The 26,010-nt window shown below is 61.4% G+C and carries 22 protein-coding genes and 1 tRNA gene; 7 read left to right on the plus strand and 16 right to left on the minus strand.

Annotation, left to right across the window (positions count from 1 at the left end; all coding sequences use genetic code 11):
- Nucleotides 1-52: 52 nt before the first annotated feature.
- The 3 genes from folP to LDZ28_RS09340 form a co-directional block, all read right to left on the minus strand.
- Complete coding sequence (folP, locus tag LDZ28_RS09330) at nucleotides 53-853, minus strand: dihydropteroate synthase (protein WP_244828084.1); 801 nt, start codon at nucleotides 851-853, stop codon at nucleotides 53-55.
- A 225-nt stretch (nucleotides 854-1,078) separates the two neighbouring features.
- A complete protein-coding gene (ftsH, locus tag LDZ28_RS09335; RefSeq protein ID WP_244825747.1) occupies nucleotides 1,079-2,965 on the minus strand; it encodes an ATP-dependent zinc metalloprotease FtsH in 1,887 nt (628 codons plus the stop codon).
- Nucleotides 2,966-3,138: 173 nt separating this feature from the next.
- On the minus strand, nucleotides 3,139-3,813 hold the full coding sequence (locus LDZ28_RS09340; protein WP_244825748.1) for an RlmE family RNA methyltransferase: 675 nt from the start codon (nucleotides 3,811-3,813) through the stop codon (nucleotides 3,139-3,141).
- 323 nt (nucleotides 3,814-4,136) lie between these two features.
- Here LDZ28_RS09340 and LDZ28_RS09345 point away from each other — a divergent pair, with 323 nt between their 5' ends.
- Nucleotides 4,137-4,679 carry a YhbY family RNA-binding protein gene (locus LDZ28_RS09345; protein WP_244825750.1) on the plus strand — a complete coding sequence of 181 codons (543 nt, stop codon included), beginning with the start codon at nucleotides 4,137-4,139 and terminating at the stop codon, nucleotides 4,677-4,679.
- Between the two features lie 56 nt (nucleotides 4,680-4,735).
- Here the strand turns inward: LDZ28_RS09345 and LDZ28_RS09350 are convergent, their stop codons facing one another.
- The 7 genes from LDZ28_RS09350 to gloB form a co-directional block, all read right to left on the minus strand.
- Entirely contained in the window at nucleotides 4,736-5,251 is a 516-nt protein-coding gene (locus LDZ28_RS09350) for a DUF4149 domain-containing protein (protein ID WP_244825752.1), read from the minus strand.
- Nucleotides 5,251-5,727, minus strand: a complete 477-nt coding sequence (gene greA / locus LDZ28_RS09355; protein WP_244825754.1) for a transcription elongation factor GreA — start codon at nucleotides 5,725-5,727, stop codon at nucleotides 5,251-5,253. Before greA ends, LDZ28_RS09350 begins: the two co-directional genes overlap by 1 nt.
- Before the next feature lie 117 nt (nucleotides 5,728-5,844).
- Nucleotides 5,845-9,099 (minus strand): carbamoyl-phosphate synthase large subunit, encoded by a 3,255-nt coding sequence (gene carB / locus LDZ28_RS09360; protein ID WP_244825756.1) that lies wholly within the window; start codon nucleotides 9,097-9,099, stop codon nucleotides 5,845-5,847.
- A gap of 51 nt (nucleotides 9,100-9,150) precedes the next feature.
- A complete protein-coding gene (gene carA / locus LDZ28_RS09365; protein WP_244825757.1) occupies nucleotides 9,151-10,293 on the minus strand; it encodes a glutamine-hydrolyzing carbamoyl-phosphate synthase small subunit in 1,143 nt (380 codons plus the stop codon).
- Between the two features lie 363 nt (nucleotides 10,294-10,656).
- Nucleotides 10,657-11,889, minus strand: coding sequence for a nitrate/nitrite transporter (locus tag LDZ28_RS09370; RefSeq protein WP_244825759.1), 1,233 nt, complete (start codon nucleotides 11,887-11,889; stop codon nucleotides 10,657-10,659).
- A gap of 108 nt (nucleotides 11,890-11,997) precedes the next feature.
- The gene (locus tag LDZ28_RS09375) at nucleotides 11,998-13,644 is read right to left on the minus strand and encodes a transglycosylase SLT domain-containing protein (protein ID WP_244825761.1); all 1,647 of its coding nucleotides are present in this window, start codon (nucleotides 13,642-13,644) and stop codon (nucleotides 11,998-12,000) included.
- Between the two features lie 159 nt (nucleotides 13,645-13,803).
- Entirely contained in the window at nucleotides 13,804-14,631 is an 828-nt protein-coding gene (gene gloB / locus LDZ28_RS09380) for a hydroxyacylglutathione hydrolase (RefSeq protein WP_244825763.1), read from the minus strand.
- A 17-nt stretch (nucleotides 14,632-14,648) separates the two neighbouring features.
- Here gloB and LDZ28_RS09385 point away from each other — a divergent pair, with 17 nt between their 5' ends.
- From LDZ28_RS09385 to LDZ28_RS09400, 4 genes are all read left to right on the plus strand, one after another.
- On the plus strand, nucleotides 14,649-15,470 hold the full coding sequence (locus LDZ28_RS09385) for a class I SAM-dependent methyltransferase (RefSeq protein ID WP_244825765.1): 822 nt from the start codon (nucleotides 14,649-14,651) through the stop codon (nucleotides 15,468-15,470).
- The gene (gene rnhA, locus LDZ28_RS09390; RefSeq protein WP_244825767.1) at nucleotides 15,470-15,943 is read left to right on the plus strand and encodes a ribonuclease HI; all 474 of its coding nucleotides are present in this window, start codon (nucleotides 15,470-15,472) and stop codon (nucleotides 15,941-15,943) included. The genes LDZ28_RS09385 and rnhA overlap by 1 nt, the downstream gene beginning before the upstream one ends.
- Before the next feature lie 29 nt (nucleotides 15,944-15,972).
- A complete protein-coding gene (gene dnaQ, locus LDZ28_RS09395) occupies nucleotides 15,973-16,710 on the plus strand; it encodes a DNA polymerase III subunit epsilon (RefSeq protein ID WP_244825769.1) in 738 nt (245 codons plus the stop codon).
- Nucleotides 16,711-16,778: 68 nt separating this feature from the next.
- Nucleotides 16,779-16,853 (plus strand) — tRNA-Val (locus tag LDZ28_RS09400).
- A 96-nt stretch (nucleotides 16,854-16,949) separates the two neighbouring features.
- On the opposite strand, the gene LDZ28_RS09405 is transcribed toward LDZ28_RS09400, so the two are convergent.
- The 3 genes from LDZ28_RS09405 to LDZ28_RS09415 form a co-directional block, all read right to left on the minus strand.
- Entirely contained in the window at nucleotides 16,950-17,423 is a 474-nt protein-coding gene (locus LDZ28_RS09405) for a DUF2214 family protein (protein ID WP_244825771.1), read from the minus strand.
- A 51-nt stretch (nucleotides 17,424-17,474) separates the two neighbouring features.
- On the minus strand, nucleotides 17,475-18,311 hold the full coding sequence (locus LDZ28_RS09410; protein ID WP_244825772.1) for a hypothetical protein: 837 nt from the start codon (nucleotides 18,309-18,311) through the stop codon (nucleotides 17,475-17,477).
- A 241-nt stretch (nucleotides 18,312-18,552) separates the two neighbouring features.
- On the minus strand, nucleotides 18,553-19,617 hold the full coding sequence (locus tag LDZ28_RS09415; RefSeq protein WP_244825773.1) for a glycosyltransferase family 4 protein: 1,065 nt from the start codon (nucleotides 19,615-19,617) through the stop codon (nucleotides 18,553-18,555).
- 866 nt (nucleotides 19,618-20,483) lie between these two features.
- Between LDZ28_RS09415 and LDZ28_RS09420 the strand changes: the two genes are divergently transcribed.
- Entirely contained in the window at nucleotides 20,484-22,307 is a 1,824-nt protein-coding gene (locus tag LDZ28_RS09420) for an ABC transporter ATP-binding protein (protein ID WP_244825774.1), read from the plus strand.
- A gap of 89 nt (nucleotides 22,308-22,396) precedes the next feature.
- Here LDZ28_RS09420 and otsA read toward each other — a convergent pair whose 3' ends face one another.
- Both otsA and otsB read right to left on the minus strand, forming a co-directional pair.
- The gene (gene otsA, locus LDZ28_RS09425) at nucleotides 22,397-23,779 is read right to left on the minus strand and encodes an alpha,alpha-trehalose-phosphate synthase (UDP-forming) (RefSeq protein ID WP_244825776.1); all 1,383 of its coding nucleotides are present in this window, start codon (nucleotides 23,777-23,779) and stop codon (nucleotides 22,397-22,399) included.
- Nucleotides 23,776-24,528, minus strand: a complete 753-nt coding sequence (gene otsB, locus LDZ28_RS09430) for a trehalose-phosphatase (RefSeq protein ID WP_244825778.1) — start codon at nucleotides 24,526-24,528, stop codon at nucleotides 23,776-23,778. The genes otsA and otsB overlap by 4 nt, the downstream gene beginning before the upstream one ends.
- A gap of 241 nt (nucleotides 24,529-24,769) precedes the next feature.
- Between otsB and LDZ28_RS09435 the strand changes: the two genes are divergently transcribed.
- Complete coding sequence (locus tag LDZ28_RS09435; RefSeq protein WP_244825780.1) at nucleotides 24,770-25,369, plus strand: SCO family protein; 600 nt, start codon at nucleotides 24,770-24,772, stop codon at nucleotides 25,367-25,369.
- A gap of 17 nt (nucleotides 25,370-25,386) precedes the next feature.
- Here the strand turns inward: LDZ28_RS09435 and LDZ28_RS09440 are convergent, their stop codons facing one another.
- The gene (locus LDZ28_RS09440) at nucleotides 25,387-25,872 is read right to left on the minus strand and encodes a GNAT family N-acetyltransferase (RefSeq protein WP_244825782.1); all 486 of its coding nucleotides are present in this window, start codon (nucleotides 25,870-25,872) and stop codon (nucleotides 25,387-25,389) included.
- Nucleotides 25,873-26,010 lie beyond the last annotated feature (138 nt).

A 26,010-nucleotide genomic window follows, 5' to 3' on the forward strand; every position in this document is an offset into this window, starting at 1 on the left:
GCCCGCGACATGTGTTGATCGATTCGGCGCGTGCGCCTTCGCCGAAGTTCTTTCAATGCTTCTCGTGATGCGTGGCGTCTCTCGTGGCTCGCCAGATTTTCAGCGCATCCACGGTTTCCGCGACGTCGTGCACGCGGATGATCGCCGCACCGCGCTCCGCCGCGCAAACCGCCCCGCTCACGCTCGCCGCAAGCCGTTCGTTCGCCGCGCGCCCGGTGACTGCGCCGAGCATCGACTTGCGTGACATTCCCGCGAGCAGCGGATACCGCTTGCCTACCGGCAGCGTCGCGGCGAGGTTCGCCAGCAGCGCGTAATTATGCTCGACGGTCTTGCCGAAGCCGAAGCCCGGATCGAGACTTACCCGCTCCAGCGCGATCCCCGCCTGCGCCAGCGCCGCGACTCGTTCGGCGAAAAACGCACGGACGTCCGCGATGACGTCGGCGTACACCGGCTCGCGAAGTTGCATCGTGCGCGGTTCGCCGAGCATATGCATCACGCACAAGCCGCAGTTACTGTCTTTAACGGCATCGAGCGCGCTTTCCTGACGTAAACCCCAAATGTCGTTGATCATGTCCGCGCCTGCATCGAGCGCGGTGCGCATCACGGCGGGCTTGTAGGTATCGACCGAAAGCGGAACGTTCATGTCCCGCAACGCTTCGACGATCGGCACCACGCGCTCCAGTTCTTCAGCAAGCGGAACCGGCGGCGCGCCCGGACGAGTCGATTCGCCGCCAATATCGATGATGTCCGCGCCGTCGGCAAGCATGCGCTCGGCGCGCGCCAGAGCGGCATCGCGCGGAAGGAAGCGGCCGCCATCGGAGAACGAGTCAGGCGTGACGTTGAGAATGCCCATCACGAGCGGGCGTTCGAATGTCAGCGTGAACCGACCGCATTGCAGCGGCTGCGCTGAAAGCTGGGAGGGAGATGGAGTGATCAAGCGTGTCGGAAAAAAGCTGGATTGCTGCAAGGGGCGTAACGCACGCGCGAAGTGTGATCCGATGTGTGCGCCGTCGTGAGCCATAAAGCAAAAATGGGCCGGAGTGCGATGCACACCGGCCCATGATCGGACTAGGAGAGCTTAGGCCGGCGCGGTTGCGCTGCCCGGCTTGACTTCCGTGCCGCTGTTGCCGCCCGGAGGCGTATCACCCGAAGGCGGCGGCAGGTTCTTTGGCGGACGCGGCGGACGATCCTCCATGATGTCCGTGATCTGGTCTGCGTCTATGGTTTCCCATTCGAGCAGCGCCTTCGTCATGGCTTCCACGCGCGCGCGGTTGTCTTCCAGCAGCTTGCGGGCGAGCTGGTACTGCTCGTCCAGGATGCGGCGGATTTCCGAATCGACCTTTTGCAACGTGGCTTCCGAAACCGTCTTCGCGCCCAGCTTGCCGAACATGCCTTCGGGTTCGGTGTCGACGTAGACCATCGTGCCAAGCGTGTCCGACATACCGTAGCGCGTCACCATGTCGCGGGCCATCTTGGTCGCGCGCTCAAAGTCGTTGGACGCGCCGGTGGACATGGAATTCAGGAACACTTCTTCCGCTGCTCGGCCGCCAAACAGAATCGCGATTTCTTCCAGCATCTTGTCGCGATACAAATTCACGCGGTCGTGTTCAGGCAATTGCCAGGTGACACCCAATGCCCATCCGCGCGGCATGATCGTAACCTTGTGCACCGGATCGGCATGCGGCAACAGCTTCGCCACCACGGCGTGACCGGACTCGTGGAAAGCCGTGTTGCGACGTTCTTCCTCGCGCATGACAGCCGACTTGCGCTCCGGACCCATGAAAATCTTGTCCTTCGCGTCTTCGAAGTCCTGCATCTCGACGATCCGCTTGCCGCGACGCGCCGCAAAAAGCGCAGCTTCATTGACGAGGTTTGCGAGATCGGCACCCGAGAAGCCCGGCGTACCACGCGCGATGACCGAAGCGTCGACGTCGTTCGCAATCGGCACCTTGCGCAGATGCACCTTCATGATGTGTTCGCGACCGCGAATGTCCGGCAGACCGACATACACCTGACGGTCGAAACGACCCGGACGCAGGAGCGCCTTGTCGAGCACGTCGGAACGGTTCGTCGCAGCGATCACGATAACGCCGGAATTCGCTTCGAAGCCGTCCATTTCCACGAGCATCTGATTGAGCGTCTGCTCGCGTTCGTCGTTACCGCCGCCCATGCCGGCGCCGCGATGACGACCGACCGCGTCGATTTCGTCGATGAACACGATGCAAGGCGCGTGCTTCTTTGCTTGCTCGAACATGTCGCGAACGCGAGCCGCGCCCACGCCGACGAACATTTCCACGAAGTCGGAACCCGAGATGCTGAAGAACGGCACCTTCGCTTCACCCGCGATAGCGCGAGCCAGCAGCGTCTTACCCGTGCCAGGAGGCCCGACTAGCAACACTCCTCGCGGGATGCGGCCGCCCAGCTTCTGGAATTTCTGCGGGTCGCGCAGGAAGTCGACGAGCTCGGACACTTCTTCTTTCGCTTCGTCGCAACCCGCGACATCGGTGAAATTGATAGCGTTATTGTTTTCGTCGATCAGCCGCGCTCGCGACTTGCCGAACGAGAAGGCCCCGCCTTTGCCGCCCCCCTGCATCTGCCGCATCATGTAAAACCAGAAACCGATGATGAGAATGGTCGGTCCAAGATAGTACAGCGCGGAAACCAGCGCGTTGGGTTCATCGTCAGCCTTGCCGCTAACCTGAACGCCGTATTTCATCAGATCGCCGACCATCCAGATGTCGCCAGGCGACACGATTTGGTATTTCTGGCCGTCTGCCGGAGTGACCGTCAGATTCCGCCCTTGAACGGTGACATTCTTCACCTTGCCGTTCTTCGCGTCGTCCATGAACTGCGAATAGGACACACCTTCCTGGACGCGGGGCTTATCGAACTGCTTGAACACCGTAAACAGCACCAGTGCGATCACGAGCCACACTGCCGCTTTAGAGAACATATTGTTGTTCAAAGCACCACTCCTCACTCATAGACGGGCGCCTACATAAACCTTGCGGCGCCACCAAAGCATTCTAATCCAGACCGCAAACCCCTGCCATAAGGTTTATCTACCGCGCAAATAGCGGAAGACAGGGGTTTTTCGGCATATTCGGCGAAAATATCGCTATTTTTCGCCGAAATGATTTACTCGTGTTCCACAGTCGGATGTTTGAGCCGCCGCCCGAGTACAAAAGTCTCCGACGATTTGTCGCGAGACGCCTTGGGCTTGCGCGGCGCCACCACTTTGAACTGGTGCTTGAACTTCTCGACGATTTGGCTGTAACCGCTGCCGTGAAAACATTTGACCAGCAACGCACCGTCCGGTTTCAGATGGTTCTGCGAGAACTCCAGCGCCAGATCGCAAAGATGTTCGATACGCGCTGCATCCGCGCTCGCCACGCCAGACAGGTTTGGGGCCATGTCGGAAATAACAAGGTCTACCTGACGCTCGCCAACAATTTCCGCGAGTTGCGCAAGCACGGCGTCTTCGCGGAAGTCGCCTTGAATGAAGGTGACATCGGCAATGGGGTCCATCGGCAGAAGATCGAGCGCGATGATCGTGCCGTCTATACCGCCTTCGCGCTGCGCATCGCGCTTCGCGCCCTGAGCGAGTTTGTTACGCGCGTACTGACTCCACGAGCCGGGCGTCGAGCCGAGGTCGACGATCACCTGCCCTGGCTTGATGAGCTTGTCCTGCTCGTCGATCTCCTTGAGCTTGTACGCCGCGCGCGCGCGATAGCCCTCGCGCTGCGCCATCTTCACGTAAGGGTCGTTGATGTGGTCATGCAACCACGAATGATTAAACCGGTTCTTTGCCATTCAAACTGAGCCCATGCTGCGCGCCGGGGACTAACCTCTTGCGCGCGTGCTTATTCTTGCTGTATCGCGCAATGCTTTTAGCGGATAATACGCGTCTTGTCGGCCGGACCGGTTCCCGTGCGCTGCAAAGCGCTCGAAATTTGCGTTTCCGGCCTATTTGTTTATTCGGGCGGCTTGCCCAGCACTTCAGGTGCTTTTCATCTGATCGGTCCATGACGGCGCCGCGTGTCCATACCGCCCGCGCTTCGTGCGTCCGACAGCGCTGCAACGCCCAGCCGACGCCAAACCCGCCGCCCACATTTTAGTCGAGTCCCTTATTCCACATGCCAGCTCTTAAACTTTCCCCGGCCCAGCGCGCCGATCTGCGCTCCCAGGCTCACGCCCTCAATCCGGTCGTGCTCGTCGGCGCCGAAGGCCTGACCGAGGCCGTGCTGAAAGAAATCGGCGTGCACCTCGAAGCGCATCAGCTCATCAAGATTCGCGTGTTCGGCGACGAGCGTGAAGCACGCGTTGGCATCTACGACGAAATCTGCGATCGCCTGGATGCCGCACCTGTTCAGCATATCGGCAAGCTGCTCGTGATCTGGAGACCGGAAGGCGCCGCGCCCGCCAAGACCCGCACCGCCCGCACCCGCAGCACCATGCCGCCGAGCGCTGGTGAAATTGCCGAGGAGCGTTCGACCAAGGGTCGCGCGCCGCGCATCGTCAAGGCCGTCAAGATCACGCGCGACGCACCCGCCGTCAAGAAACCCCGCAAACAAACGCTCAAAGTGCTAGGTAACGAACGCGTCACCGCGGGCGGCAACGTCAAGCGCGCGAAGAAGCGTCAGGCTGGCTCGAAGCGTCAACATCAGGCCGTCAAATGATGAGACGGCGCGGACGATGATTCAAAACGTCCGCGCCGTCTCTCGCAGCATCTTCTTCAGCTACGCGCGCGCTTGGCCGCGACCTTCGCGGACTTGCCCTTCGGCACGATCTTGACAGGCGCCGCACCGGGCAAACGCCACACGAGCGCAATACCGCACAGGCATTCGATCAAATAAATCGCGCTCGAAATGCCATGCAGAACGCCGAACTCCTTCGCATAAGGCGAATTCGCGAGTTCCATCCCCGCTTCCTGCGCCGAGATGCGCAGCGAATTCATGAACGGCTGCAACGCGAAGTATCCGACGAGCACGCACACCAGCATGACCGCGACGAGCCACCGCACGCGCTTGTAGTCGACGATGCCGCTCTTCACGAAGCGATTGCCGATCAGGATCAGAATCAGCGCGCTGACCACGCCGATATACGCTTCGATGCGAAAGAGCTGCGCCGCCACCGATCCCGCCGACGTACGGTCGAGCACCGAAAAGAGCACGGGCGCGGCGACGAGACCGAGGGTCAGCAAGCTGCCGACCCAAATCATCGTCACCGTGCGAAAGAGTCGATGCTCCATCAGACGTATCGAACAGCGATGATTTCGTACTCACGCGCGCCGCTCGGGGCCTGCACCGAGGCGACGTCGCCCTCCGTCTTGCCGATCAGCGCGCGCGCAATGGGCGAGCTGACGGAGATGAGACCGTGGTCGATGTCGGCTTCGTCGTCGCCGACAATCTGATACGTCACCTTATGACTCGACTCGAGATCTTCCAATTCGACGGTCGCGCCGAACACCACGCGGCCTTCCGCTTCGACCGTTTTCGGGTCGATCACTTGCGCGGCGGCAAGCTTCGATTCGAGATCCGCAATGCGGCCCTCGATAAAGCCCTGCTTTTCTTTCGCGGCATCGTACTCCGCGTTTTCCGACAGATCGCCCTGCGCGCGTGCTTCCGCGATCGAGTTGATGACCGCGGGACGCTCGACAGCCTTCAGGCGTTGCAATTCGTCGCGCAGCAACTCCGCGCCGCGCTTCGTCAAGGGAATCGTGCTCATAGACAATCCACAAACAAAAACAGCCGTAAAAAAATTACCGCGGTTAAGCGCATCTCCCCAGAACGAGAAGACGCCGCTTAACCGCGGCTCGTGATACTTGGACCGGTAATCGAAGCCTTAGTTTAGGCGAGCGTGGAGGCCTTGTAAATCATAGACTTCCAAATCGCGCAGATAACGCAGACCTTCGACCGCCGCGCGCGCGCCGGACATCGTCGTGTAGTACGTGACCTTGTTGGCCTGCGCGCTCATACGGATGGAACGCGAATCGGCGATGGCCGCGCGCGTTTCATCGACGGTGGTAAAGACCAGCGCGATTTCGCCGTTCTTGATCATGTCGACGATATGCGGACGCCCGTCCTTCACCTTGTTCACGACCTTCACGGGCACACCCGCCGCCGCGATGGCCGCGGCCGTCCCCTTGGTCGCGACGATCGGGTAGCCGAGTTCGTGCAGCATGCGCGCCACTTCGACGGCCTTCGGCTTGTCGGCATCCATCACGGTCAGAAGCACCGTGCCGGATTCCGGCAGACGCGAACCCGCCGCGAGTTGCGACTTGAAAAGCGCTTCGCCGAAGGTGCGGCCCACGCCCATCACCTCGCCCGTCGAACGCATCTCGGGCCCGAGCACGGGATCGACCGCCGGGAACTTGACGAACGGGAACACCGCTTCCTTCACGCTGAAGTACGGCGGAATCACTTCCTTCGTCACGCCTTGCTGCTTGAGCTTCTGCCCGACCATTGCGCGCGCCGCGATTTTCGCGAGCGGCAGGCCCGTCGCCTTCGACACATACGGCACCGTGCGCGATGCACGCGGGTTTACTTCCAGCACGTAGATGACATCCTTCTTCGAGCCATCGTCTTGCGGAACCTGCTGGATGGCGAACTGCACGTTCATCAGACCGACCACGTTCAGCGCCTTCGCCATGGCGGCGGTTTGCCGCTTCAGTTCGTCGATGGTGTCTTGCGCGAGCGAATAAGGCGGCAGCGAGCAAGCCGAGTCGCCGGAATGCACGCCCGCCTGTTCGATATGCTCCATCACGCCGCCAATGAAGACGTCATCGCCATCGGAGATACAGTCCACATCGCATTCGATCGCGTCGTTCAGGAAGCGGTCGAGCAACACCGGCGAGTCGTTCGATACCTTCACGGCCTCGCGCATGTAGCGTTCGAGATCGCGCGGCTCGTGGACGATTTCCATTGCGCGGCCACCCAGCACATAAGACGGACGCACGACCAGCGGGTAACCGATTTCTTCCGCGAGCCTGAGTGCTTCGTCTTCGGCGCGCGCGGTGCGATTCGGCGGCTGGCGCAGATTCAGATCTTTCAGCAATTGCTGGAACCGCTCGCGATCCTCGGCGGCATCGATCATGTCCGGCGACGTACCGATGATCGGCACGCCGTTCGCTTCGAGGTCGAGCGCGAGTTTGAGGGGCGTCTGGCCGCCATACTGCACGATCACGCCGACCGGCTTTTCCAGCTCGACGATTTCGAGCACGTCTTCGAGCGTCAGCGATTCGAAGTACAGACGATCGGATGTGTCGTAGTCGGTCGAAACCGTTTCAGGATTGCAGTTGACCATGATGGTTTCGTAACCATCTTCGCGCATGGCGAGCGCGGCGTGCACGCAGCAATAGTCGAATTCGATGCCCTGCCCGATCCGGTTCGGGCCGCCGCCGAGAACCATGATCTTCTTCTTGTCGGTCGGATTGGCTTCGCACTCGTCCTCGTAGGTCGAATACATGTACGCCGTCTTGGTCGCGAACTCGGCCGCGCAAGTATCGACGCGCTTATAAACCGGCCGCACCTTCAACTCGTGACGACGGCGGCGCACGTCTTCCTGCTTCGAACCGGTGAGCTTCGCAAGACGCCGGTCGGAAAAACCGCTCTTCTTCAGATACAGCAATTCGTCCTTGCCAAGGCTTTCGATCGTGCGGCCTTCGAGCGCCTTCTCCTTCAGGATGATCTGCTCGATCTGCGCAAGGAACCACGGGTCGATCGACGTTTCCTCGAAGATTTCCCGAGCCGTCAGACCAAGGCGGAACGCGTCGCCGAGATACCAGATGCGGTCCGGTCCCGGCTCGCCGATTTCGCGGATGGCTTCGTCGCGGCTCGTGGTCTTTTCGTCCAGACCGTCGACGCCCACTTCGAGACCGCGCAGCGCTTTCTGGAACGATTCCTGAAACGTGCGGCCCATTGCCATGACTTCGCCGACGGACTTCATCTGCGTGGTCAGGCGCGAGTCGGCTTCGCGGAATTTCTCGAACGCGAAACGCGGCACCTTCGTCACGACATAGTCGATGGTCGGCTCGAACGACGCCGGCGTCTGACCGCCTGTGATCTCGTTCTTCAACTCGTCGAGCGTATAGCCGCACGCGAGCTTGGCCGCGACCTTGGCGATAGGAAAACCCGTTGCCTTCGATGCCAGCGCGGACGAGCGCGACACGCGCGGGTTCATCTCGATCACGACCATGCGGCCGTCGTCGGGGTTAATCGCGAACTGCACGTTCGAGCCGCCTGTGTCGACGCCGATTTCGCGCAACACGGCAAGCGACGCGTTACGCAGAACCTGATACTCCTTGTCGGTCAGCGTCTGCGCGGGCGCGACGGTGATCGAGTCGCCGGTATGCACGCCCATGGGATCGAGGTTTTCGATCGAACACACGATGATGCAGTTGTCCTTCTTGTCGCGGACAACTTCCATCTCGTACTCTTTCCAGCCGAGAAGCGATTCTTCGATCAGCAGTTCGCGCGTCGGCGAAAGATCGAGACCGCGCCGGCAAATTTCCTCGAACTCTTCCTTGTTATACGCGATGCCGCCGCCCGACCCGCCCAGCGTGAACGACGGGCGAATCACGGTCGGATAGCCGCCGCTGCCAGTGGCCTCGGCGATTTGCGCCTGCACGGTCAGCGCTTCTTCCATGGAATGCGCGATTCCCGACTTGGCCGAACCGAGACCGATCTTGGTCATCGCGTCCTTGAACTTCTGGCGGTCTTCGGCCTTGTCGATGGCTTCCGGCGATGCGCCGATCAGCTCGACGTCGTACTTTTCCAGCACGCCGTGATGGAACAGATCGAGCGCGCAATTGAGCGCGGTCTGTCCGCCCATGGTCGGCAAGATCGCGTCCGGCCGCTCCTTCGCGATGATGCGCTCGACCACTTCCCACGAGATCGGCTCGATGTAAGTGACGTCGGCCGTGTTCGGGTCGGTCATGATCGTCGCGGGATTGCTGTTGACGAGGATGACCTTGTAGCCTTCCTCACGCAACGCCTTGCAAGCCTGCGCGCCCGAATAATCGAACTCGCACGCCTGGCCGATGATGATCGGACCCGCGCCGATGATGAGGATGCTCTTGATGTCTGTGCGCTTCGGCATAACTGCTCTCGATGTTTTGTGTTGCGGTGTTCCGTTCTGTGCTCTCGACTGTCAGGCAGTGACCTTCTGCGTCTCCATCAGCTTGATGAAGCGGTCGAACAGATATGCAATGTCGTGCGGGCCGGGCGACGCTTCCGGATGACCCTGGAAGCAGAACGCGGGCTTGTCGGTGAGCGCGAAGCCCTGCAGCGTGCCGTCGAAAAGCGATACGTGCGTGACCTTTGCGTTAGCGGGCAGCGTGTCGGCATCGACCGCGAAACCGTGGTTCTGCGACGTGATGACCACGCGGCCGTCTTCCAGGTCTTTCACCGGGTGATTTGCGCCGTGGTGGCCGGTCTTCATCTTCATGGTTTTCGCGCCGACCGCGAGGCCCATGATCTGGTGTCCTAGACAGATGCCGAAGGTCGGAATGCCGCGCGCGATGAATTCACGCGTGGCCGCGATGGCGTAGTCGCACGGTTCCGGGTCGCCGGGGCCGTTCGAGAGGAAGACGCCATCCGGATTGAGCGCGAGTGCGTCAGCCGCGCTCGCTTGCGCCGGCAGCACGGTGACCTGGCAACCGCGCTCGGCGAGCATGCGCAGAATGTTGTACTTCACGCCGTAATCGAACGCCACGACGCGAAACTTCGGGGCTTCCTGCGTGCCGTAGCCGCTGCCGAGGCGCCATTCGGTCTGCGTCCAGTCATAGGACTTGTCGGTCGACACGACTTTTGCCAGATCCATGCCCGCGAGGCCGGGAAACGAGCGCGCGAGTTCGAGCGCCTTTGCTTCGTCGTCGCTGCCCGCGAGAATGCAGCCGTTCTGCGCACCTTTGTCGCGCAGAATTCGCGTGAGCTTGCGCGTGTCGATGTCCGAAATCGCGACGACGCCTTGGGCCTTCAAATAGTCGGAAAGCGACTGCTCAGAACGGAAGTTGGATGCGAGCACCGGCAGGTCGCGAATGATGAGACCGGCGGCATGGACTTTGGTGGCCTCGACATCTTCGGCGTTCACGCCGACGTTGCCGATGTGCGGATAGGTCAGCGTGACGATCTGGCGGGCGTAGCTCGGATCGGTCAGAATTTCCTGATAACCGGTGATGGCGGTGTTGAATACGACTTCGCCGATCGTCGAGCCGGTTGCACCGATCGATTGACCACGAAAGACCGTGCCGTCGGCAAGTGCGAGTAGTGCTGGGGAGAATGACGGCAACACGGAAGGCTCCTTGGGGGACACCCTGTTACCGACCTGTCTGTCCGAAATTCAGGCTTGGTTCCCGGCGTTCATTGCGATGAACGGGGATATCCTTTGCGCTTTTGTCAGCGGCGGCTCGTCAGGCGCGCGTCGCGGCTTGGATTAACGCGCTGGGTGGACCCAACGGGATAACGAAGCAGGCGATCGGCGGCGTGCGGCGCGCACTGCAAGGCGCAGCGAACGACGGTGAATGGGGGTAGGCGCTAGGGTGCGGGTTGATATGCTCAAACCTTCGAATTATAGCTTGAAAGCGGTCTTTTAGCCAAATTTGGGAATGGTCTGCTTGTTGTCACGCGCCTTTCGCCCGACGCGGCGCGCCCGACTTCAGTGCACGGCCTGCTTGCCCTTATCGAGCGCGGCGCTCGGCCACGCATACCATACGGCGCTTGCCACCTGCAGCGCGATGAGCGAAATCCACACGGTGAGATGCGCCGACACGGGATAGCGCCCGCCCACGGACGGCCAAAACGACAGCGCGGCGCCGACCCCGACCTGAAAACCAAAGATGAGCAAGAAAATGACGAGCGTGAGAGTCGTATTGGTGCGGCCAATCATGTGCGACGGGAAGTACTCCGCCATTATCGCGTAGCTCAGAATGCCTGTGCCGCCGAAAATGCCATACGCCGCGAGCAGCACCGCCGGCGGCAGCGGCGCGCGCAGCACCATGAGGATTTGCGTGATGACGAACAACACCATGCCGCCGCCGCAGAACGCATAGACCGATATGCCGCGCCGCTCGATACCGCGCGCTGCCGCGCCGAAGCCGACGCTGCCGAACATCATCGCGAGGCCGAGCACCGAGACGAGCGCGGAGGCGTGGGCAGGCGTGAGGTCCATCACGTCGAGGAGATAGGGCTTGATCCACAGGGATTGCATCGCGTAAAACACGCCCTGCGTGACGACGGAAAACGACGCGATCTTCCAGAACGCGCCGCTCTTCAAGATGTGCCAGGTGCCTTTGAACTGTGTGACGATGTCGGCCTGATGGCGCGCGTCGCTCTTGCGCGGTGCAAATAGCAGGATGGCCGCGGACACGATCAGCGTGAACACGCCGAGTCCGACGCAAACTTGCCGCCAGTTGGCAACCTGCAGAAGCGATGCGAGCGGCGAGCCGACCGCGACGCCGCCGAGACCGCCAACGGCCATCGTGAAGCCATTGACGAGCGGCAGTCGCGCGACAGGGAAATGCTGCGCCGACGCCTTGAACGCTGCGCTCAGACAGACCGAAACACCGACGCCGATCAAAAGCCGCCCCACCATCAGCCCGGCCAATCCTTGCGACGCCCCGAAAACCCAGATTCCAACCGCCGCGAAAACCAGCATGCCGGCCGTCACCGTGCGCGGCCCGAAGTGATCGAGCAGCACGCCGACCGGAATCTGCGCGAGCGCAAAGCCTATGAAGTAAAGCGAAGTCAGCAGACCCAGGTCTGCCGCCGACAAACCGAGGTCGTGCGTGATCAGCGGCGCGAAGCCGAGATTCACGCCCCGGAACAAGTACGAGACGAAATACCCGGCGGCGAACAGAAAAAAGACGCGAAGACGAACTGAGGACGACATGCGATGCGAGCGCTTCATTGTTTTTTTGAAATGCCAGTTTAACTGGCGCACCAAAAGAAAACGCCGTCACCTTGGTGACGGCGTGGAATAAACCGAGAAGCGCGATGCTTAGTGTTTCGTGGTCTTCTTCGTGGTAGCGCGTTTGGCGGGTGTGGCTGTTTTGGCGACGGCCGGCTTCGCTGTGTAGGACTTGCTGGAACTCGAAACCTTCGTGTATTTCGTCGCCGAATGCGCCGTGGCCTTCGCCGATGCGTTCTTGGCAACCGGAGCGCGCGTACCGATCTTCGTCACGCCGCCCGACGAACGGCTCGACGCCGAAACGGTTTCCAGACGAACCGGACCCGGCTCGGCCGGCACTGCCTTGCCATACGGCACATGCAGAACAACGACTTGCCCCGGCATGAAGACTTCGCGATGCGTGCGGTTCCAGGCCCTGATCTGCCCGACCGACACGTTGTAGCGATCCGCCAGCGTCTCGATGGACTGTTTGCGGCGCACGCGGATGGCCATCTTGCGCGTGTCGGGCACGTCGCGTTCGACGGCCAGCATGGCGTTCGAGGCGACATCGGCGCTGATGTCCTCGTCGTCGTCGTCATTACGCGGCACGACGATGGTCGAGCCCGGCTTCAGACGCATGCCAGCCGGAATATGGTTCACCGACATGAGCGTGTCCGCATCCACGCCGATCTTCTCGGCAATAGCGGCCGGACGCGCACGCTCGGACACCGTGTAGGTCGTCCAGGACGACAGCGCGCCCGTGTACGAACTCAGATTGCGCTGGAACGTCGCTGCGTTGTCGAACGGCAGCAAGATCTGCGGATTGGTCGCGCCGAGAATGACCGGCTTCGAGAACGACGGATTCAGCGAGCGGAATTCCTCGACACTCATGCTGGCCAACTTCGCGGCCATGGTCACGTCGATGTCGCGCGCGGTCGTGACCGTCACGAAATACGGGTGATTCGGAATGTCGGGCAGCGCAAGGCCATATTGCTGCGGGTTGCTGACGATATTCTTGACCGCCTGCAGCTTCGGCACGTAATTGCGCGTCTCGTTGGGCATGCGCAGGCTTTCGTAGTCCGTCGGTAAACCTGCGGCTTCGTTGCGCGCGATGGCGCGCTGCACATTGCCCTCACCCCAGTTGTATGCGGCGAGCGCGAGATGCCAGTCGCCGAACATGTCATGCAGACGCGAGAGATAGTCGAGCGCGGCGCTGGTCGATGCCAGCACGTCACGGCGCTCGTCCTGCCACATGTTTTGCTTGAGGTTGTAGTCGCGGCCAGTGCCCGGCACGAACTGCCACATGCCAGCGGCCTTCGCGACCGACAGCGCCTGCGGGTTATATGCCGACTCGATGAACGGCAGAAGCGCCAGTTCCGTCGGCATATGACGTGCTTCGAGTTCTTCGACGATGTGATATAGATACTTCTGCGAGCGCGCAGTCATGCGCTCCACATACTCTGGGCGCTGCGCGTACCAGTTGACCTGCATGTCGACCAGGTCGGTTTGCAGATCCGGAATCTGGAAGCCCGCGCGAATGCGGTTCCACAGGTCCGACGACCCGACGAGCGAAGTGACAGGCGTCTTGTCGACGTCAATGGTTTCCTTGGCTGCGGCAGTGCGGCGAATGGTGTCCGCGACCTTTTGCTGCGAGGCTTCGGTGGGTGTTGCTGTGGTATTGGAGGTGAGCGCTGTCGGACCTTGACTGGCACACGCGGCCAGTGTCAGGACGGATAGCGCACTAAGTGTTAGTCGCATGAACGTTCCGGCTTCCAAAGAAGACGCTTGGAAATTTGAAGCCGATGGTACGGAACCGCACTTGCAACGTCAATAAGAATGCACGTAATTCCCCTGCAAAATCCTGCATCTATCGGCGTTTCCAAAGTTTCGGATTAAGTTCGCCCTAATTATGAGACATCAGCGGAACTTATCTTTCCAGCCGCGCATCACGCGAAATGCGTCGAGGCGGTCGGAAATCGGCTGTCCGAACTGAGTGGAAAGTGTTGCCTGAATGGCCTTGTCGTCCACGCGCAGAAAGGGGTTGACGCACTTCTCATGGCCGATGGTCGTCGGCAGCGTGGGCTTGCCGGCCGCTCGCAACGCGACGGCGTCGTCGTTCCAGCGCGCAAGCGCCGCGCTGTCCGGTTCGCATGCGCGCGCAAAGCGGATGTTCGAAAGCGTGTATTCGTGGGCGCAGTGCACTAGCGTATCGTCAGGCAGCGAGGCGAGCGAATCGAGCGAGGCGAGCATCTGCTGCGGCGTGCCCTCGAAAAGCCGGCCACAGCCGCTTGCAAAAAGCGTGTCGCCGCAAAAGAGATGCGGTGTGCCACGCGGGTCATGTGCCTGAAAGTACGCGATGTGACCGGCCGTATGGCCAGGTACATCGAGGACGCGAAACTCCAGGGCAGGCTGGTCCACGCGCACGATATCGCCTTCGGATAAGCGCGCAGTCAAATGCTCGATGCGCTCGCCGGCCGGTCCGTAGACCGGCACGCCACCCTCTGCCGTTCGGCTATCGAGCAGTGCTTTGACGCCGCCGACGTGGTCTTGATGATGGTGCGTGAGTAAAATAGCGGTCAGCCGCCAACCGCGTTCGGCGAGATACGCCTCGACGGGCGCGGCGTCGCCCGGATCGATCACGACCGCGTCGCGCGAGTCCGACACGAGCCAGATGTAGTTGTCCTCGAACGCCGGAACCGGAACGTATTCGAGCGAACCCTTAGCATGCGAATCCATAGCGATCATCTAGCGGCAACCCCAACATGTCAGACCGAGTGATTATAGACTGGCCCGCCTGGACAAGCTCCGCACCCGGACGTTATGTGCTCGAGTGGGAACAAGCGCAGCTCGATCGCGTGGTATCCGACATCTTCGGCTATCACGCGCTTCAGCTCGGCATGCCGCAACTCGACGCGCTGCGCGAAAATCGCATGACCGGCCGCGGGCTCGTGCTCGACGCGGAAAGCGGCGCGAGCGCGCCCTACACGATGCCGCAAGCGGCCTCGCGCAGCGTGAGTCCGTTGCCTGCCGCGAGCGCGCCGGAAGGCCGCGCCACGGTCTGGTGCGATTTGCTCGACTTGCCTTTCGAAGCGCAGAGCGTCGATTTGCTCGTGCTGCCGCATACGCTCGAATTTTCGCGCGATCCGCACAGGCTTCTGCGTGAAGCCGAGCGCGTGCTCGTGCCTGAAGGCCAGCTCATTATCCTTGGCTTCAACTCCTTGAGTCTGTGGGGCGCGCGCCAGTCGTTCGGCAAGGTCACGGGACGGCCGTTCGTGCCGGCGGCGCACGAGATGATCGCGTTCACGCGCATCAAGGACTGGATCAAATTGCTTGGATTCGACCTTGAACGCGGACGCTTCGGCTGCTATCGTCCCCCGCTCGTCACGGACAAGTGGCTGCAACGCTATCAATTCATGGAGCCCGCCGGCGACCGCTGGTGGCCCATCTTCGGCGCGGCGTACATGATCACGGCGGTGAAACGCGTGCGCGGCATGCGGCTCATCGGCCCGCGCAAATTGAAGAAACCCGCGCTCGCGCCTGGCCTTGCACCAGTCGCCGCACCGCACACTCGCAACGAGCATTGATGACTGACGAATCCGCATCGACGAACGCATCGAACAAAATCATCGACATTTACACGGACGGCGCGTGCAAGGGCAATCCGGGCCCCGGCGGCTGGGGCGCCCTGCTCCGCTTCGGCTCGCTCGAAAAGGAACTGTTCGGCGGCGAAGCCGCGACCACCAACAACCGCATGGAACTGATGGCGGTGATCGCCGCGCTCGAAGCCTTGAAGCGGCCCTGTCAGGCCGTGATCCACACCGACTCGCAATACGTGCAGAAAGGCATCAGCGAATGGATTCACGGCTGGAAGAAGAAGAACTGGATGACGGCAGCGAAGACGCCCGTCAAGAACGCCGATTTGTGGAAGCGGCTGGATGCCCTCGTCGCGCAACATCAGATTGAATGGCGCTGGGTCAAGGGGCACGCCGGGCATCCCGAAAACGAACGCGCCGATGCGCTCGCCAATCGCGGCGTGAGCTCGCTCGCCGATAGCTGAAACATGCACGAACCAACGACACACATCTCATGCGCCAACTGATACTGGACACCGAAACCACCGGCCTGAACGCTCGCACGGGCGACCGGATCATCGAAATCGGCTGCGTCGAACTGGTCAATCGCAGGCTTACCGGTAACAACCTGCATTTGTACGTGAACCCCGAACGTGACAGCGACCCGGGCGCGCTCGCGGTGCACGGCCTGACGACGGAGTTCCTGCGCGACAAGCCGAAGTTCACTGAGATTGCCGCGCAGTTGCGCGACTTCATTAGCGGCGCGGAGTTGATCATTCATAACGCGCCGTTCGACGTCGGCTTTCTCGACATGGAGTTCGCGCTACTCGGCTTGCCGAAAGTGTCGACGATGTGCGCCGGCGTGATCGACTCGCTCGCGCAAGCGAAGCAGATATTCCCCGGCAAACGGAACTCGCTCGACGCGCTCTGCGACCGCTTCGGCATCAGCAACGCGCACCGCACGCTGCATGGCGCGTTGCTCGACTCGGAGTTGCTCGCGGAAGTCTATTTGGCGATGACGCGCGGTCAGGAAAGCCTCGTCATCGACATGCTCGGCGACCAGCCCGCGCAAGGCACGACAGGCACACAGCGTATCGCGCTCGACGACCTCGATCTCACGGTCATCGCGGCAAGCGCGGACGAGCTCGCGGCGCATGAAGCCGTGCTCTCCGACCTCGACCGAGCGATCAAAGGCACGAGTGTGTGGCGCACGGAACCCGCGCCCGCGGAAAGCGATACGCTCGCCGCCTGATTTTTTCGAATTTGTTCAAAGAAGAGCTTTACGAATCGAGAACGTCCTGACATAATCTCAATCTCTTCGGGTGGTTAGCTCAGCGGTAGAGCACTGCCTTCACACGGCAGGGGTCACTGGTTCGATCCCAGTACTACCCACCACGACAGAGGCAAGCAGTTGCAGTCTGAACTGAATGCCATAAAAAACGGCGCCTTCGGGCGCCGTTTTTTTTCGTCCGCGCGCTTCGCCAGCCGAAGCTAAGACGCCCACACGCCGCGCGCCATTCCGCTTGCGGCAATCACCATCACGATCACCAGCGCCGCTTCCAGATCGCTCATCCACGCGAAGCGCCGGGCGCGCGTGAGATCGATCGGTCCGCCCTGCGCGAGCGTCACGCGCCAGCGAATCAACGCGAGCATCGGTGAAACTTCGATCAGCAAGATCAGCACGAGCGCGGTCATCTTCAGATGAAAAAGCGGCTCGTGCAAATAGTACGAGCCGCCTTTCTCGAAGCCGCCAAACGCGCGCATCAGCCCGGTGACGATCAGCACAATTGCAGTGATGCCCCACACGGAATCGGAGCGGAACACATCGCGCAGACGCACATCGTTCGCCTGCACCGACTGCGCGACATCGAGCCGCCGCAAGGCGCGCGCTCGCGCGAGCACGGCGCCCAAGGCGAAACCGAAACCAAGCAAGTGAAGCGCAGCGAGCAACCAGCGTATCAGCATCCTTTCCTCCATCGAAAACGAGAAGCAAATTCTGCGTTGCCGGCGACCTCGTCAGACTTGCCGCAAGGTCGTGTCGAGTGCGCGCGCCGCGTTGCGGTCACCGACGCTCGCCAACGGCGCGCGAAATACCGTCTTGCGATTGTGCCCCGCCGCTGCCGGCGAATCCCACAACAACTCGACCTTCGGACGGCGCGCGAACCAACTCTTCCTGAGGGTGCCATTGCGATGGATCGTCGATGCCGGCGCGGCCGGTTCCGTCGACGGCGCAAGAATCGAGATTTGCGCGGCTTCGTCGGCGACGGGCGCGGGCCACTTCACCGACAATTCCCGCGCATCGTACTGACCGAGCTTGCGGCTTTCCGCCCAGACCATTGCGGTGCGCGTGACGGGATCGAGCGAGATTGCAAAGCGGCCGATGGCAAAGCGCCGCGCCGCGATATTGGTACGCCAGAGCGCACGCGGACGGCATATCCACATCACGACTGCGTAGAGCGCCGGGCCGACCGCGAGCCAGCCGTTGGTCTCGGCGAGCGTGTGTACGAAACGGCGCCAGCCCGAAGCCCAGACGAACGCGCCCACGGAGAACATCGCGAAGGCAAACGCGAGAAGCGCAAGGAAGCGCAGCGCCTGCCGCAGCCATTGTGGCAGCGGATGCAGCGGCCGCTCGATGCGCGCCTTCGCACCCGGCAGCGCGATCAGCAAAAAAATCAGCACGAGATTCAGACACGCCCACGGCGACGATGTCATGGCGCGCAGCGAGGACAGATAGCCCATTTGCGACATCGACAACGCCCAGCGCGCCGCGAGTATCAGCCCGATGGCCCGCAGCGCGAATACCGTGCCGGCGCCGGGCGCCGGGCTCGCGCTGATTTGCTTGGGTATCGCCAAAAGTTGCGCTCCTGTCTTTCATTCGATGCACGCCGTCGCGCACTATCCACGCTAACGGCAATTTCGCTTCGCACTTGACGAAGCCCGGACATTATAGGGAGATTACGATTTTCCTCAGAGGTTTCGCGGACGAAAGCGGCTTAGCGCTCAGATGCGCCATTCAAGTGTGCCATTGCGACAACGCCCCGCGAGCCTTGCGGCGCGCGGGGCGTTGTTCGATACGAAAACAGCGTGCGAAAACTTAGCCTGCGTTCACTTCGCGCAGCACCGTGCGACGCTTTTGACGCAGCAGTTCCTCGTAGTTTTCGACATAGCGCGCGGCCATGACCTTCGACGAGAAGCGCGTTTCGAACGCCTCACGCACCTTCGCGCGCGACAGCGTGTCGAGACGCTTCACTGCGGCGATCGCCGAGAGTTCGTCTTCGACAACGAAGCCCGACACACCGTTCTCGATCACTTCCGGCACCGAGCCGCGGTTGAACGCGATCACCGGCGTGCCACACGCCATGGCCTCGATCATGACGAGACCGAAGGGCTCCGGCCAGTCGATCGGGAACAGCAGCGCGTGCGCGTTGCCGAGGAACTCGGTCTTTTCCGCTTCGCTGATTTCCCCGATGTATTCGACATGCGGCAGCGCGAAGAGCGGCTTGATTTCTTCCTCGTAGTAAGCGCGGTCGGCCTTGTCCAGCTTCGCGGCGATCTTGATCTTCATGCCGGCGGCCTGTGCGATACGGATTGCACGGTCCACGCGCTTTTCCGGCGAGATGCGGCCGAGAAACGCCAGGTAGCCGGGCTTGACGTTCGGGATCGGCGTGAGCAGATTTTCCGGCAGGCCGTGATACACCGTCGACAGCCAGTTCGCTTGCGGCAGCGGCTGACGCTGATTGTCGGAAATCGAGACAACCGGCACGTCGTTGAACGTCGAGAAGATCGGCTGCAATTCCGGCAGATCGAGACGACCGTGCATGGTCGTCACGAACGGCACCGGCTGACGTGCGAACAGCGAGAACGGGTAATAATCGATATGGAAATGCAGCACGTCGAATTCGTCAGCGCGGCGGCGGACTTCTTCGAGCAGCAGCATGTGCGGCGCCATCGTGTCGCGAATGGTCGGATCCAGACGCAGCGCTTGCGGCCAGAACGCTTCGAGCTTCGCGGACGTTTGCGAATCACCGCTCGCGAAGAGCGTGACGTCGTGTCCGGCCTCGACGAGAGCCTCGGTCAGATAAGACACCACGCGTTCCGTGCCACCGTAGAGCTTTGGCGGAACAGCCTCGTGGAGGGGCGCGATTTGAGCGATTCGCATGTCGGAAACTCCAAATAAAAAATCAGGCTAAGTACTTCAGTCGTGGACAAGGGGCGAATCGCTCGGCTCGGGCGGGAGCTGCTGCGGTGAATTCACCGCGTTGCAAAGCTGATGCACGAGAAAGAAAAGCGTGGTCGCCGGTCACTTGGGTTTTGCGCGAGACCTTCGAACGGATCGCATCAAAGCAAAAGCGATTCCATGTCTCAAAATAATCCGCACACCAGCAATAAACGCGTAACGGCTTTCGAGGTTGACGACATCCTACAAAAAGCTGTCAAAAAAACTTAGTGAAAACCCGGAGCGAATTATGGAGCTTTTTACAGAGCACGCAGGCAGGCATTTCAACTTATTTACCTTGTTACACGGGGGAAACATTTTGCAAGCCCCTGTTTATTAAGGCTGTTCTACATTGGACCCACGCGCTTGAACGATGCACGGGCGACGCCACGCTCTCGATGCTGCGAAGTCGATTTCGACCACCCATCAACCTACGCTGGCGCGACACGTGCTTTGGCATGGCGGTGCCACCGGTCTGAAATCGAACCCGTATAGCGTGGCTGCGGCAGGCGAGCTTAATTTGAGCGCTTGCTCCATCGCAAAAAGTTTCGCAAAGTGCTTACAATGCGCGCCGATGCCGCAAGGCGCTCGAATCGCGGTGGCGCTAGGCCTAGGGTTCGGTCCACTGCGGACGATGTCGAGGCGGCAAAACTGCCGCCCAGCATTAAACGCCCGATTGACGCCTGAGGCTTGAGCGATAGTGGCTACAATTCAGGCAATAGAGACGGCGCCGCGTCGCCGAAACGCTTTTCGCCCGGAAATCCGAAAGCGCAACACACGCTCAACCGCTCTACGACGAAAAAAGACCATTGGACCAACTTACCGTCTCTCAACGTAACGCACACAACGCCAAGCTCGCGAGCTATGCACATCGCCCGCTGGCGTTCCTTCTGCGTTACATACGCCGGCATCCGGTAGCGCATGCCATCGTCCTCTTCAGCGTGTTTGCCGCAGTTGGCTGCGCGCTCGCTTCCCAGTACGCGATCAAGCATCTGATCGATGTGCTCGGTCAGGGCCGGGGGCATCCCGGTCCGCTCTGGGGCGCGTTCATGATCCTGGTGGGACTGATCGCCGCCGACAACCTGCTTTGGCGGGTCGGTGGATGGGTCGGCGCGCACGTGTTCGTGATCGTGACGGGCGACCTGCGCAAGGACTTGTTCTCGTACTTGAGCGGCCATTCGCCGACTTACTTCTCCGAGAAACAGCCCGGCATGCTCGCGAGCCGGATCACGGCGACCTCGAACGCGATCTACACCTCCGAAAACGTGATGGCCTGGAACGTCCTGCCGCCGTGCATCGCGGTGCTGGGCGCGATCATCATGATCGTCGCGGTGAATCCGTTGATGGCGTGCTGCCTCATGGGCGCGTCGCTGATCCTCGCGTTCATTCTGTATCGGCTGGCCAAGCGCGGTTCTGCGCGGCATCACAGCTTCGCGTCGAAGGCCGCTTCGGTGGATGGCGAACTGGTCGACGTGATCGGCAACATGGCGCTCGTGCGCGCGTTCGGCATGACCTTCAACGAGCAGAAGCGTTTCGGCTCGACGGTGAAGGCCGAGATGGTCGCGCGTCAGCAAAGCCTCTTGTACCTGGAAAAGCTGCGCCTCTTCCACGCGGTCGTGACGGCGATTCTCTCCGCCGGGCTGCTCGGCTGGGCACTGTGGCTTTGGTCGAAAGGCCAGGCGACCTCGGGCGATATCGTGCTCGTCAGCTCGCTCGGCTTCACGATCCTGCACGGCACGCGCGACCTCGCCGTGGCGCTCGTGGATGTCACGCAGCACGTCGCGCGTCTGGCCGAAGCCGTGCAGACGCTGCTCGAACCGCATGGCATGCCCGACCGTTCCGACGCCACCGAACTCGTGCCACAGGGCGGCCGCGTCGATTTCGATGGCGTCACGTTCGCGTATCCGCGCCGTCGTCCGATTCTCGACAACTTCCATCTGCATATCGAACCGGGCCAGCGAGTCGGTCTGATCGGCAAGTCGGGCGCGGGCAAGTCAACCGTGCTCGCGCTTCTGCAGCGCTTCTACGAGACGCAGAAGGGCAGCATCAAGGTCGATGGCCAGGATATCAACGGCATCACGCAGGACAGCCTGCGACATTCGATTGCGCTCGTGCCGCAGGATATTTCGCTGTTCCATCGCACGGTGTTCGAGAATATTGCGTATGGCCGGCCCGAAGCGACGCGTGAGGAAGTCATGGCCGCCGCACGCGAAGCCCGCTGCACGGACTTCATCGAAGCAATGCCGGAAGGCTTCGATACCATCGTCGGCGATCGCGGCGTGAAGCTGTCGGGCGGTCAGCGTCAACGCATCGCGATCGCGCGCGCGATCCTTAAAAACGCGCCAATTCTCTTGCTCGATGAGGCGACGTCCGCGCTCGACAGTTCATCGGAAGAAGCCATTCAGCAGGCGCTCGACCGGTTGATGGTCGGCCGCACGGTGGTTGCCATTGCGCACCGTTTGTCGACGTTGCAGAACTTCGACCGCATCATCGTGATGAGCGCCGGCAAGGTGATCGACGATGGCTCGCCGCAAGAACTGCGCGACCGGCCGGGGTTGTATCGCGAGTTGCTGTCGAAGCAGCACGGCAAGTTGCCATCCATCGTTGCCACGCCGCATAAGCAGCCGGCCTAAGTTTCGACGACGACGTAAAAAAGCCGCGCTTTCCGAAAGGGAACGCGGCTTTTTACATCTGCGTTGGTTTGGCGTGATCGTTCGCCGCTCTACCCCGCCTTCAAGTCCCGCAAAAAGTTATCCCGCCACACGGAAACGTTGTTGTCGCGCAGTTGCGCCATCATCTCCGTGTAACGCGCCCGGCGCTCGTCGAGCGGCATTGCAAGCGCGGTGGCGAGTGCATCGGCCATATCGTCGATATCGAGCGGATTCACGATGAGCGCGGCAGTCAGCTCACGCGCGGCGCCAGCGAATTGCGACAACACAAGCACGCCGGGATCGTCCGGGTCTTGCGCCGATACATATTCCTTTGCCACCAGATTCATGCCGTCGCGCAATGGCGTGACGAGGCCGACATGCGCCTCGCGGAACAGCGCCGCGAGCACCGGCCGTTCATATTGCCGATGGATATAGCGAATGGGAGTCCAGTCCAGCTCGGCGTAACGCCCGTTGATGCGCCCCGACTCCGCTTCGAGTTGCAGGCGAATGTCGCGATAAGCATCGACGTCCGAGCGCGTCGGCGGCGCGATCTGCAAAAACGAAACGTTGTTTCGCTGCTGCGGCCGATGCTCGATCAGACGCTCGAACGCCCGAAATCGCTCGACCAGACCCTTCGAATAATCCAGCCGATCCACGCTCATCACGAGCTTGCGCTGATGCAGCGTCGCTTTGACGATCTGCACGTCGCGGCCGCTCTCGCCGTCTTTCGCGAGCGCCGCGACTTCGTCGGGATAGACGCCAATCGGATAAGCCGCCGCGCGCGCCGTCTTGCCGCACGCGCTGACCACGACCGGCTTCGCGCCGTCTTTCGCGAGCGTGCCGCCCGCCTCGGTTTCGATGTAATCGCAAAACGCGCGCAGATCGGGCTCAGTTTGGAAACCCAGCAGATCGAAGTCGCACAACGCTTCCACCAGGTTCCGATGACGCGGCACGCTCAAGAGAATCTGCGACGCTGGAAACGGTATATGCAGAAAGAACCCGATGCGATTTCGAACGCCCTGCGCCCGCAACGCCTGCGCAAACGGAATGAGGTGATAGTCGTGCACCCAGATCACGTCGTCGGGCTTGAGCAGCGGCGCGAGCTGCGCGGCCAGCCAGCGATTGACGCGGCAATAGCCTTCGTATTCGTTGCGGTCGAACTCGATCAGATCCGGCCGATAGTGAAACGCCGGCCACAACGTCGCGTTGGAAAACCCGCGATAGTACTGATCGTAGTCTTGCCGCGAAAGTCCGATGGTCGCGAACGTCACCGGCCCGTGCTCTTCCAGCTTGATGCTTTCCGGCGGCGCGTTCAGCACGTCGCCGCTCCAGCCGAACCACATGCCGCCGGTTTCCTTGAGTGCGTCGTAGACGCCGACCGCGAGGCCGCCCGCGGCCGGGCCGCCTTCGGAGATCGGCGCCACCCGGTTCGAAACGATGATCAGCCGGCTCACGCGTGCTTCCCCGCCGTGCCCGCGATCACCTGCAGCCAGTCGAGCAGCAGTTCGACGGATTCGATTCGCGCGCGCGCCACGGTGTCGCCGGGACCGACTTTGATCGACAGACCGTCGAATTCGTTGACGACCGCGAAGCCTTTCTCGTCCGTAATATCGTCGCCGATGAAGACGGGCTTGCGTCCCGTGAACGGCGGCTCGCTCATGTACGCGCGCACCGCGCGGCCCTTGTCGACGTCCTTCGGCTTGATCTCGTAGACCATCTTGCCGGGCTGAAGCACGTAGGCATCGGCGTATTGTGCGACGAGCCGCTCGGTGGCCGCACGCGCGGCCGGTTCGCGATCCGGCGCATTGCGATAATGCAGCGCGAGCGCGGCGCCCTTGATTTCGAGCAGCATGCCGGGATTCGCGCTGACGACGCCTTCGAGCGCGTGCTCCATGCGCAAAAGCCGCTCGTCGTTGAAACCTATGCGCTGCACGTCGCCATTCGAATCGCGCCGCTCGGCGCCGTGCATGCCGGCGACGGGCAAATCGGGCATCTGCAAGAAGGAATCGATGTTGTCGATACCGCGCCCCGACACAACCGCGACCGCGTTATTGGTGGCGCGTCGCAAGGCGGCGAGAATGTCGGGCACCGAGCGCGGCACGAAAATGCCATCCGGCGTGGAGGCGAGTTCGACCAGCGTGCCGTCGAAGTCGAAGAAGAAAGCGGTCTCGGCAAGAGACAGGGAATCGGGAAGAATTTGCATCGATCGTTGACCTGTGGTTTGCCTGTGATGGGCGCGTGCGTATCGCATGTTACTGCCGCAGGCTTTCCGTCTGGAAAGGAGCGGATTGACGATCGCATGGCGTCTTGCTTACGGAAGAGCAGGCGCGCGCGGCAAATTGTCTCAAAAATGTGCTTAAAGCTAAATCATGCGCCTCACGCCCATGAAAAGGCGTGTATTTTGCGGGCTTGATACAGCCGTTACAGTCCAAAGCAACCTTTCGATGCCCGTACCCTTCCGCCGCCTGCTTGTATCTGTTCTGCTCACCGCGCTTGCTGCCTGCTCGCGTCCCGCCGAGCCCTGGCATCTGACCGATGTTTCCGGCCATCTGCCCGATCTCGATTTTTCACTCGTCGATGACAGCGGCGCGCATGTGTCGGGCCAATCGTTGAAAGGCCGCGCGACGCTCGTCTATTTCGGCTATACGCATTGTCCGGATGTGTGCCCGGAAACCATGGCGCGTCTCATGCAGGTTCTGGCGCGCGTGGGGCCTGACGCGGACCAGACGCGCATCGTATTCGTTTCGGTCGATCCCGCGCGCGACACGCCCGCGTTGCTGCGGACTTACGTGCGCGCTTTCGACGGCAAACACGCCGTGGGCATGACGGGCTCGGATCGGCAAATCGAAGCCATCGCGAAGCGGTACCGCGTGGCGTATCAGATGGAGAAGCGCGATCCGAGCGGCGCTTACGAGGTCACGCACAGCTCGGCCGTGTACATCTTCGATCGCGATGGTCACGCGCGCCTGCTCGCCACCGACCGCGATTCCATCGACGCCATTGCAGCCGATCTCGAACGCGTGATCCACGGGAAGAGTACGTAGGAACGCGCTCGCAGGCGTTATGCGCCGAAGCCGGGACGGCGCATCCACACGTGCGGAATGCCGTCTTCGTCATGTACGCCCGACGACGCGACGAAACCGAACGCGCCATAAAACTTCTGCAGATGGGCTTGCGCGTGCAGACTGATCGGCTGATCCGGCCATTGCGCGATGATGTGATCGAGCGCGCGTTCGAGCATCGCGTTACCGAGTTTGAAGCCGCGAAATTTGACGGTCGTCAGCACGCGGCCAATGCGGACATCGGTTTCGCTTTCTTTCGGGAACCCTGGCAGCAACACACGTAGATAGCCTGCGAGTTGCTCGTCTTCGCCGTAGGCGAGCAAATGCCAGGCATCGACATCGTAGCCGTCGATATCGCCATAAACGCAGTTTTGCTCGACGACGAAGACCGCGCTGCGTGCCGCAAGCATGTCGTAGACCTCGGTCGTCGTGAGATCGTCGAAGCGCTTCCAGCGCCACTGAATGTCGGAGAGTCTGTCGGTCATGGATTTGGCATGCGGCGCGGCGGATGCTGCGCCAATGGAAAGTGCCGCAATTATGCCGCGCCGGCGCCACGCGGCGTATCGGGAGCTTCCTTGCAGCAATCGAGAATCGGCAGAAGCGCCGAAGATCCGACGTTGTAA

It is taken from the genome of Caballeronia sp. TF1N1, from assembly GCF_022878925.1.
In the GTDB taxonomy this organism is placed as follows: Bacteria; Pseudomonadota; Gammaproteobacteria; order Burkholderiales; family Burkholderiaceae; genus Caballeronia.

What these genes read in the sequence shown, in the direction of transcription:
- folP (WP_244828084.1), bottom strand. Translation starts at nt 853, where the DNA reads ATGGGCATTCTCAACGTCACGCCTGACTCGTTCTCCGATGGCGGCCGC.
- LDZ28_RS09340 (WP_244825748.1), bottom strand. Translation starts at nt 3,813, where the DNA reads ATGGCAAAGAACCGGTTTAATCATTCGTGGTTGCATGACCACATCAAC.
- LDZ28_RS09345 (WP_244825750.1), top strand. Translation starts at nt 4,137, where the DNA reads ATGCCAGCTCTTAAACTTTCCCCGGCCCAGCGCGCCGATCTGCGCTCC.
- LDZ28_RS09350 (WP_244825752.1), bottom strand. Translation starts at nt 5,251, where the DNA reads ATGGAGCATCGACTCTTTCGCACGGTGACGATGATTTGGGTCGGCAGC.
- greA (WP_244825754.1), bottom strand. Translation starts at nt 5,727, where the DNA reads ATGAGCACGATTCCCTTGACGAAGCGCGGCGCGGAGTTGCTGCGCGAC.
- carB (WP_244825756.1), bottom strand. Translation starts at nt 9,099, where the DNA reads ATGCCGAAGCGCACAGACATCAAGAGCATCCTCATCATCGGCGCGGGT.
- LDZ28_RS09370 (WP_244825759.1), bottom strand. Translation starts at nt 11,889, where the DNA reads ATGTCGTCCTCAGTTCGTCTTCGCGTCTTTTTTCTGTTCGCCGCCGGG.
- LDZ28_RS09375 (WP_244825761.1), bottom strand. Translation starts at nt 13,644, where the DNA reads ATGCGACTAACACTTAGTGCGCTATCCGTCCTGACACTGGCCGCGTGT.
- gloB (WP_244825763.1), bottom strand. Translation starts at nt 14,631, where the DNA reads ATGATCGCTATGGATTCGCATGCTAAGGGTTCGCTCGAATACGTTCCG.
- LDZ28_RS09385 (WP_244825765.1), top strand. Translation starts at nt 14,649, where the DNA reads ATGTCAGACCGAGTGATTATAGACTGGCCCGCCTGGACAAGCTCCGCA.
- rnhA (WP_244825767.1), top strand. Translation starts at nt 15,470, where the DNA reads ATGACTGACGAATCCGCATCGACGAACGCATCGAACAAAATCATCGAC.
- dnaQ (WP_244825769.1), top strand. Translation starts at nt 15,973, where the DNA reads ATGCGCCAACTGATACTGGACACCGAAACCACCGGCCTGAACGCTCGC.
- LDZ28_RS09405 (WP_244825771.1), bottom strand. Translation starts at nt 17,423, where the DNA reads ATGCTGATACGCTGGTTGCTCGCTGCGCTTCACTTGCTTGGTTTCGGT.
- LDZ28_RS09415 (WP_244825773.1), bottom strand. Translation starts at nt 19,617, where the DNA reads ATGCGAATCGCTCAAATCGCGCCCCTCCACGAGGCTGTTCCGCCAAAG.
- otsB (WP_244825778.1), bottom strand. Translation starts at nt 24,528, where the DNA reads ATGCAAATTCTTCCCGATTCCCTGTCTCTTGCCGAGACCGCTTTCTTC.
- LDZ28_RS09435 (WP_244825780.1), top strand. Translation starts at nt 24,770, where the DNA reads ATGCCCGTACCCTTCCGCCGCCTGCTTGTATCTGTTCTGCTCACCGCG.
- LDZ28_RS09440 (WP_244825782.1), bottom strand. Translation starts at nt 25,872, where the DNA reads ATGACCGACAGACTCTCCGACATTCAGTGGCGCTGGAAGCGCTTCGAC.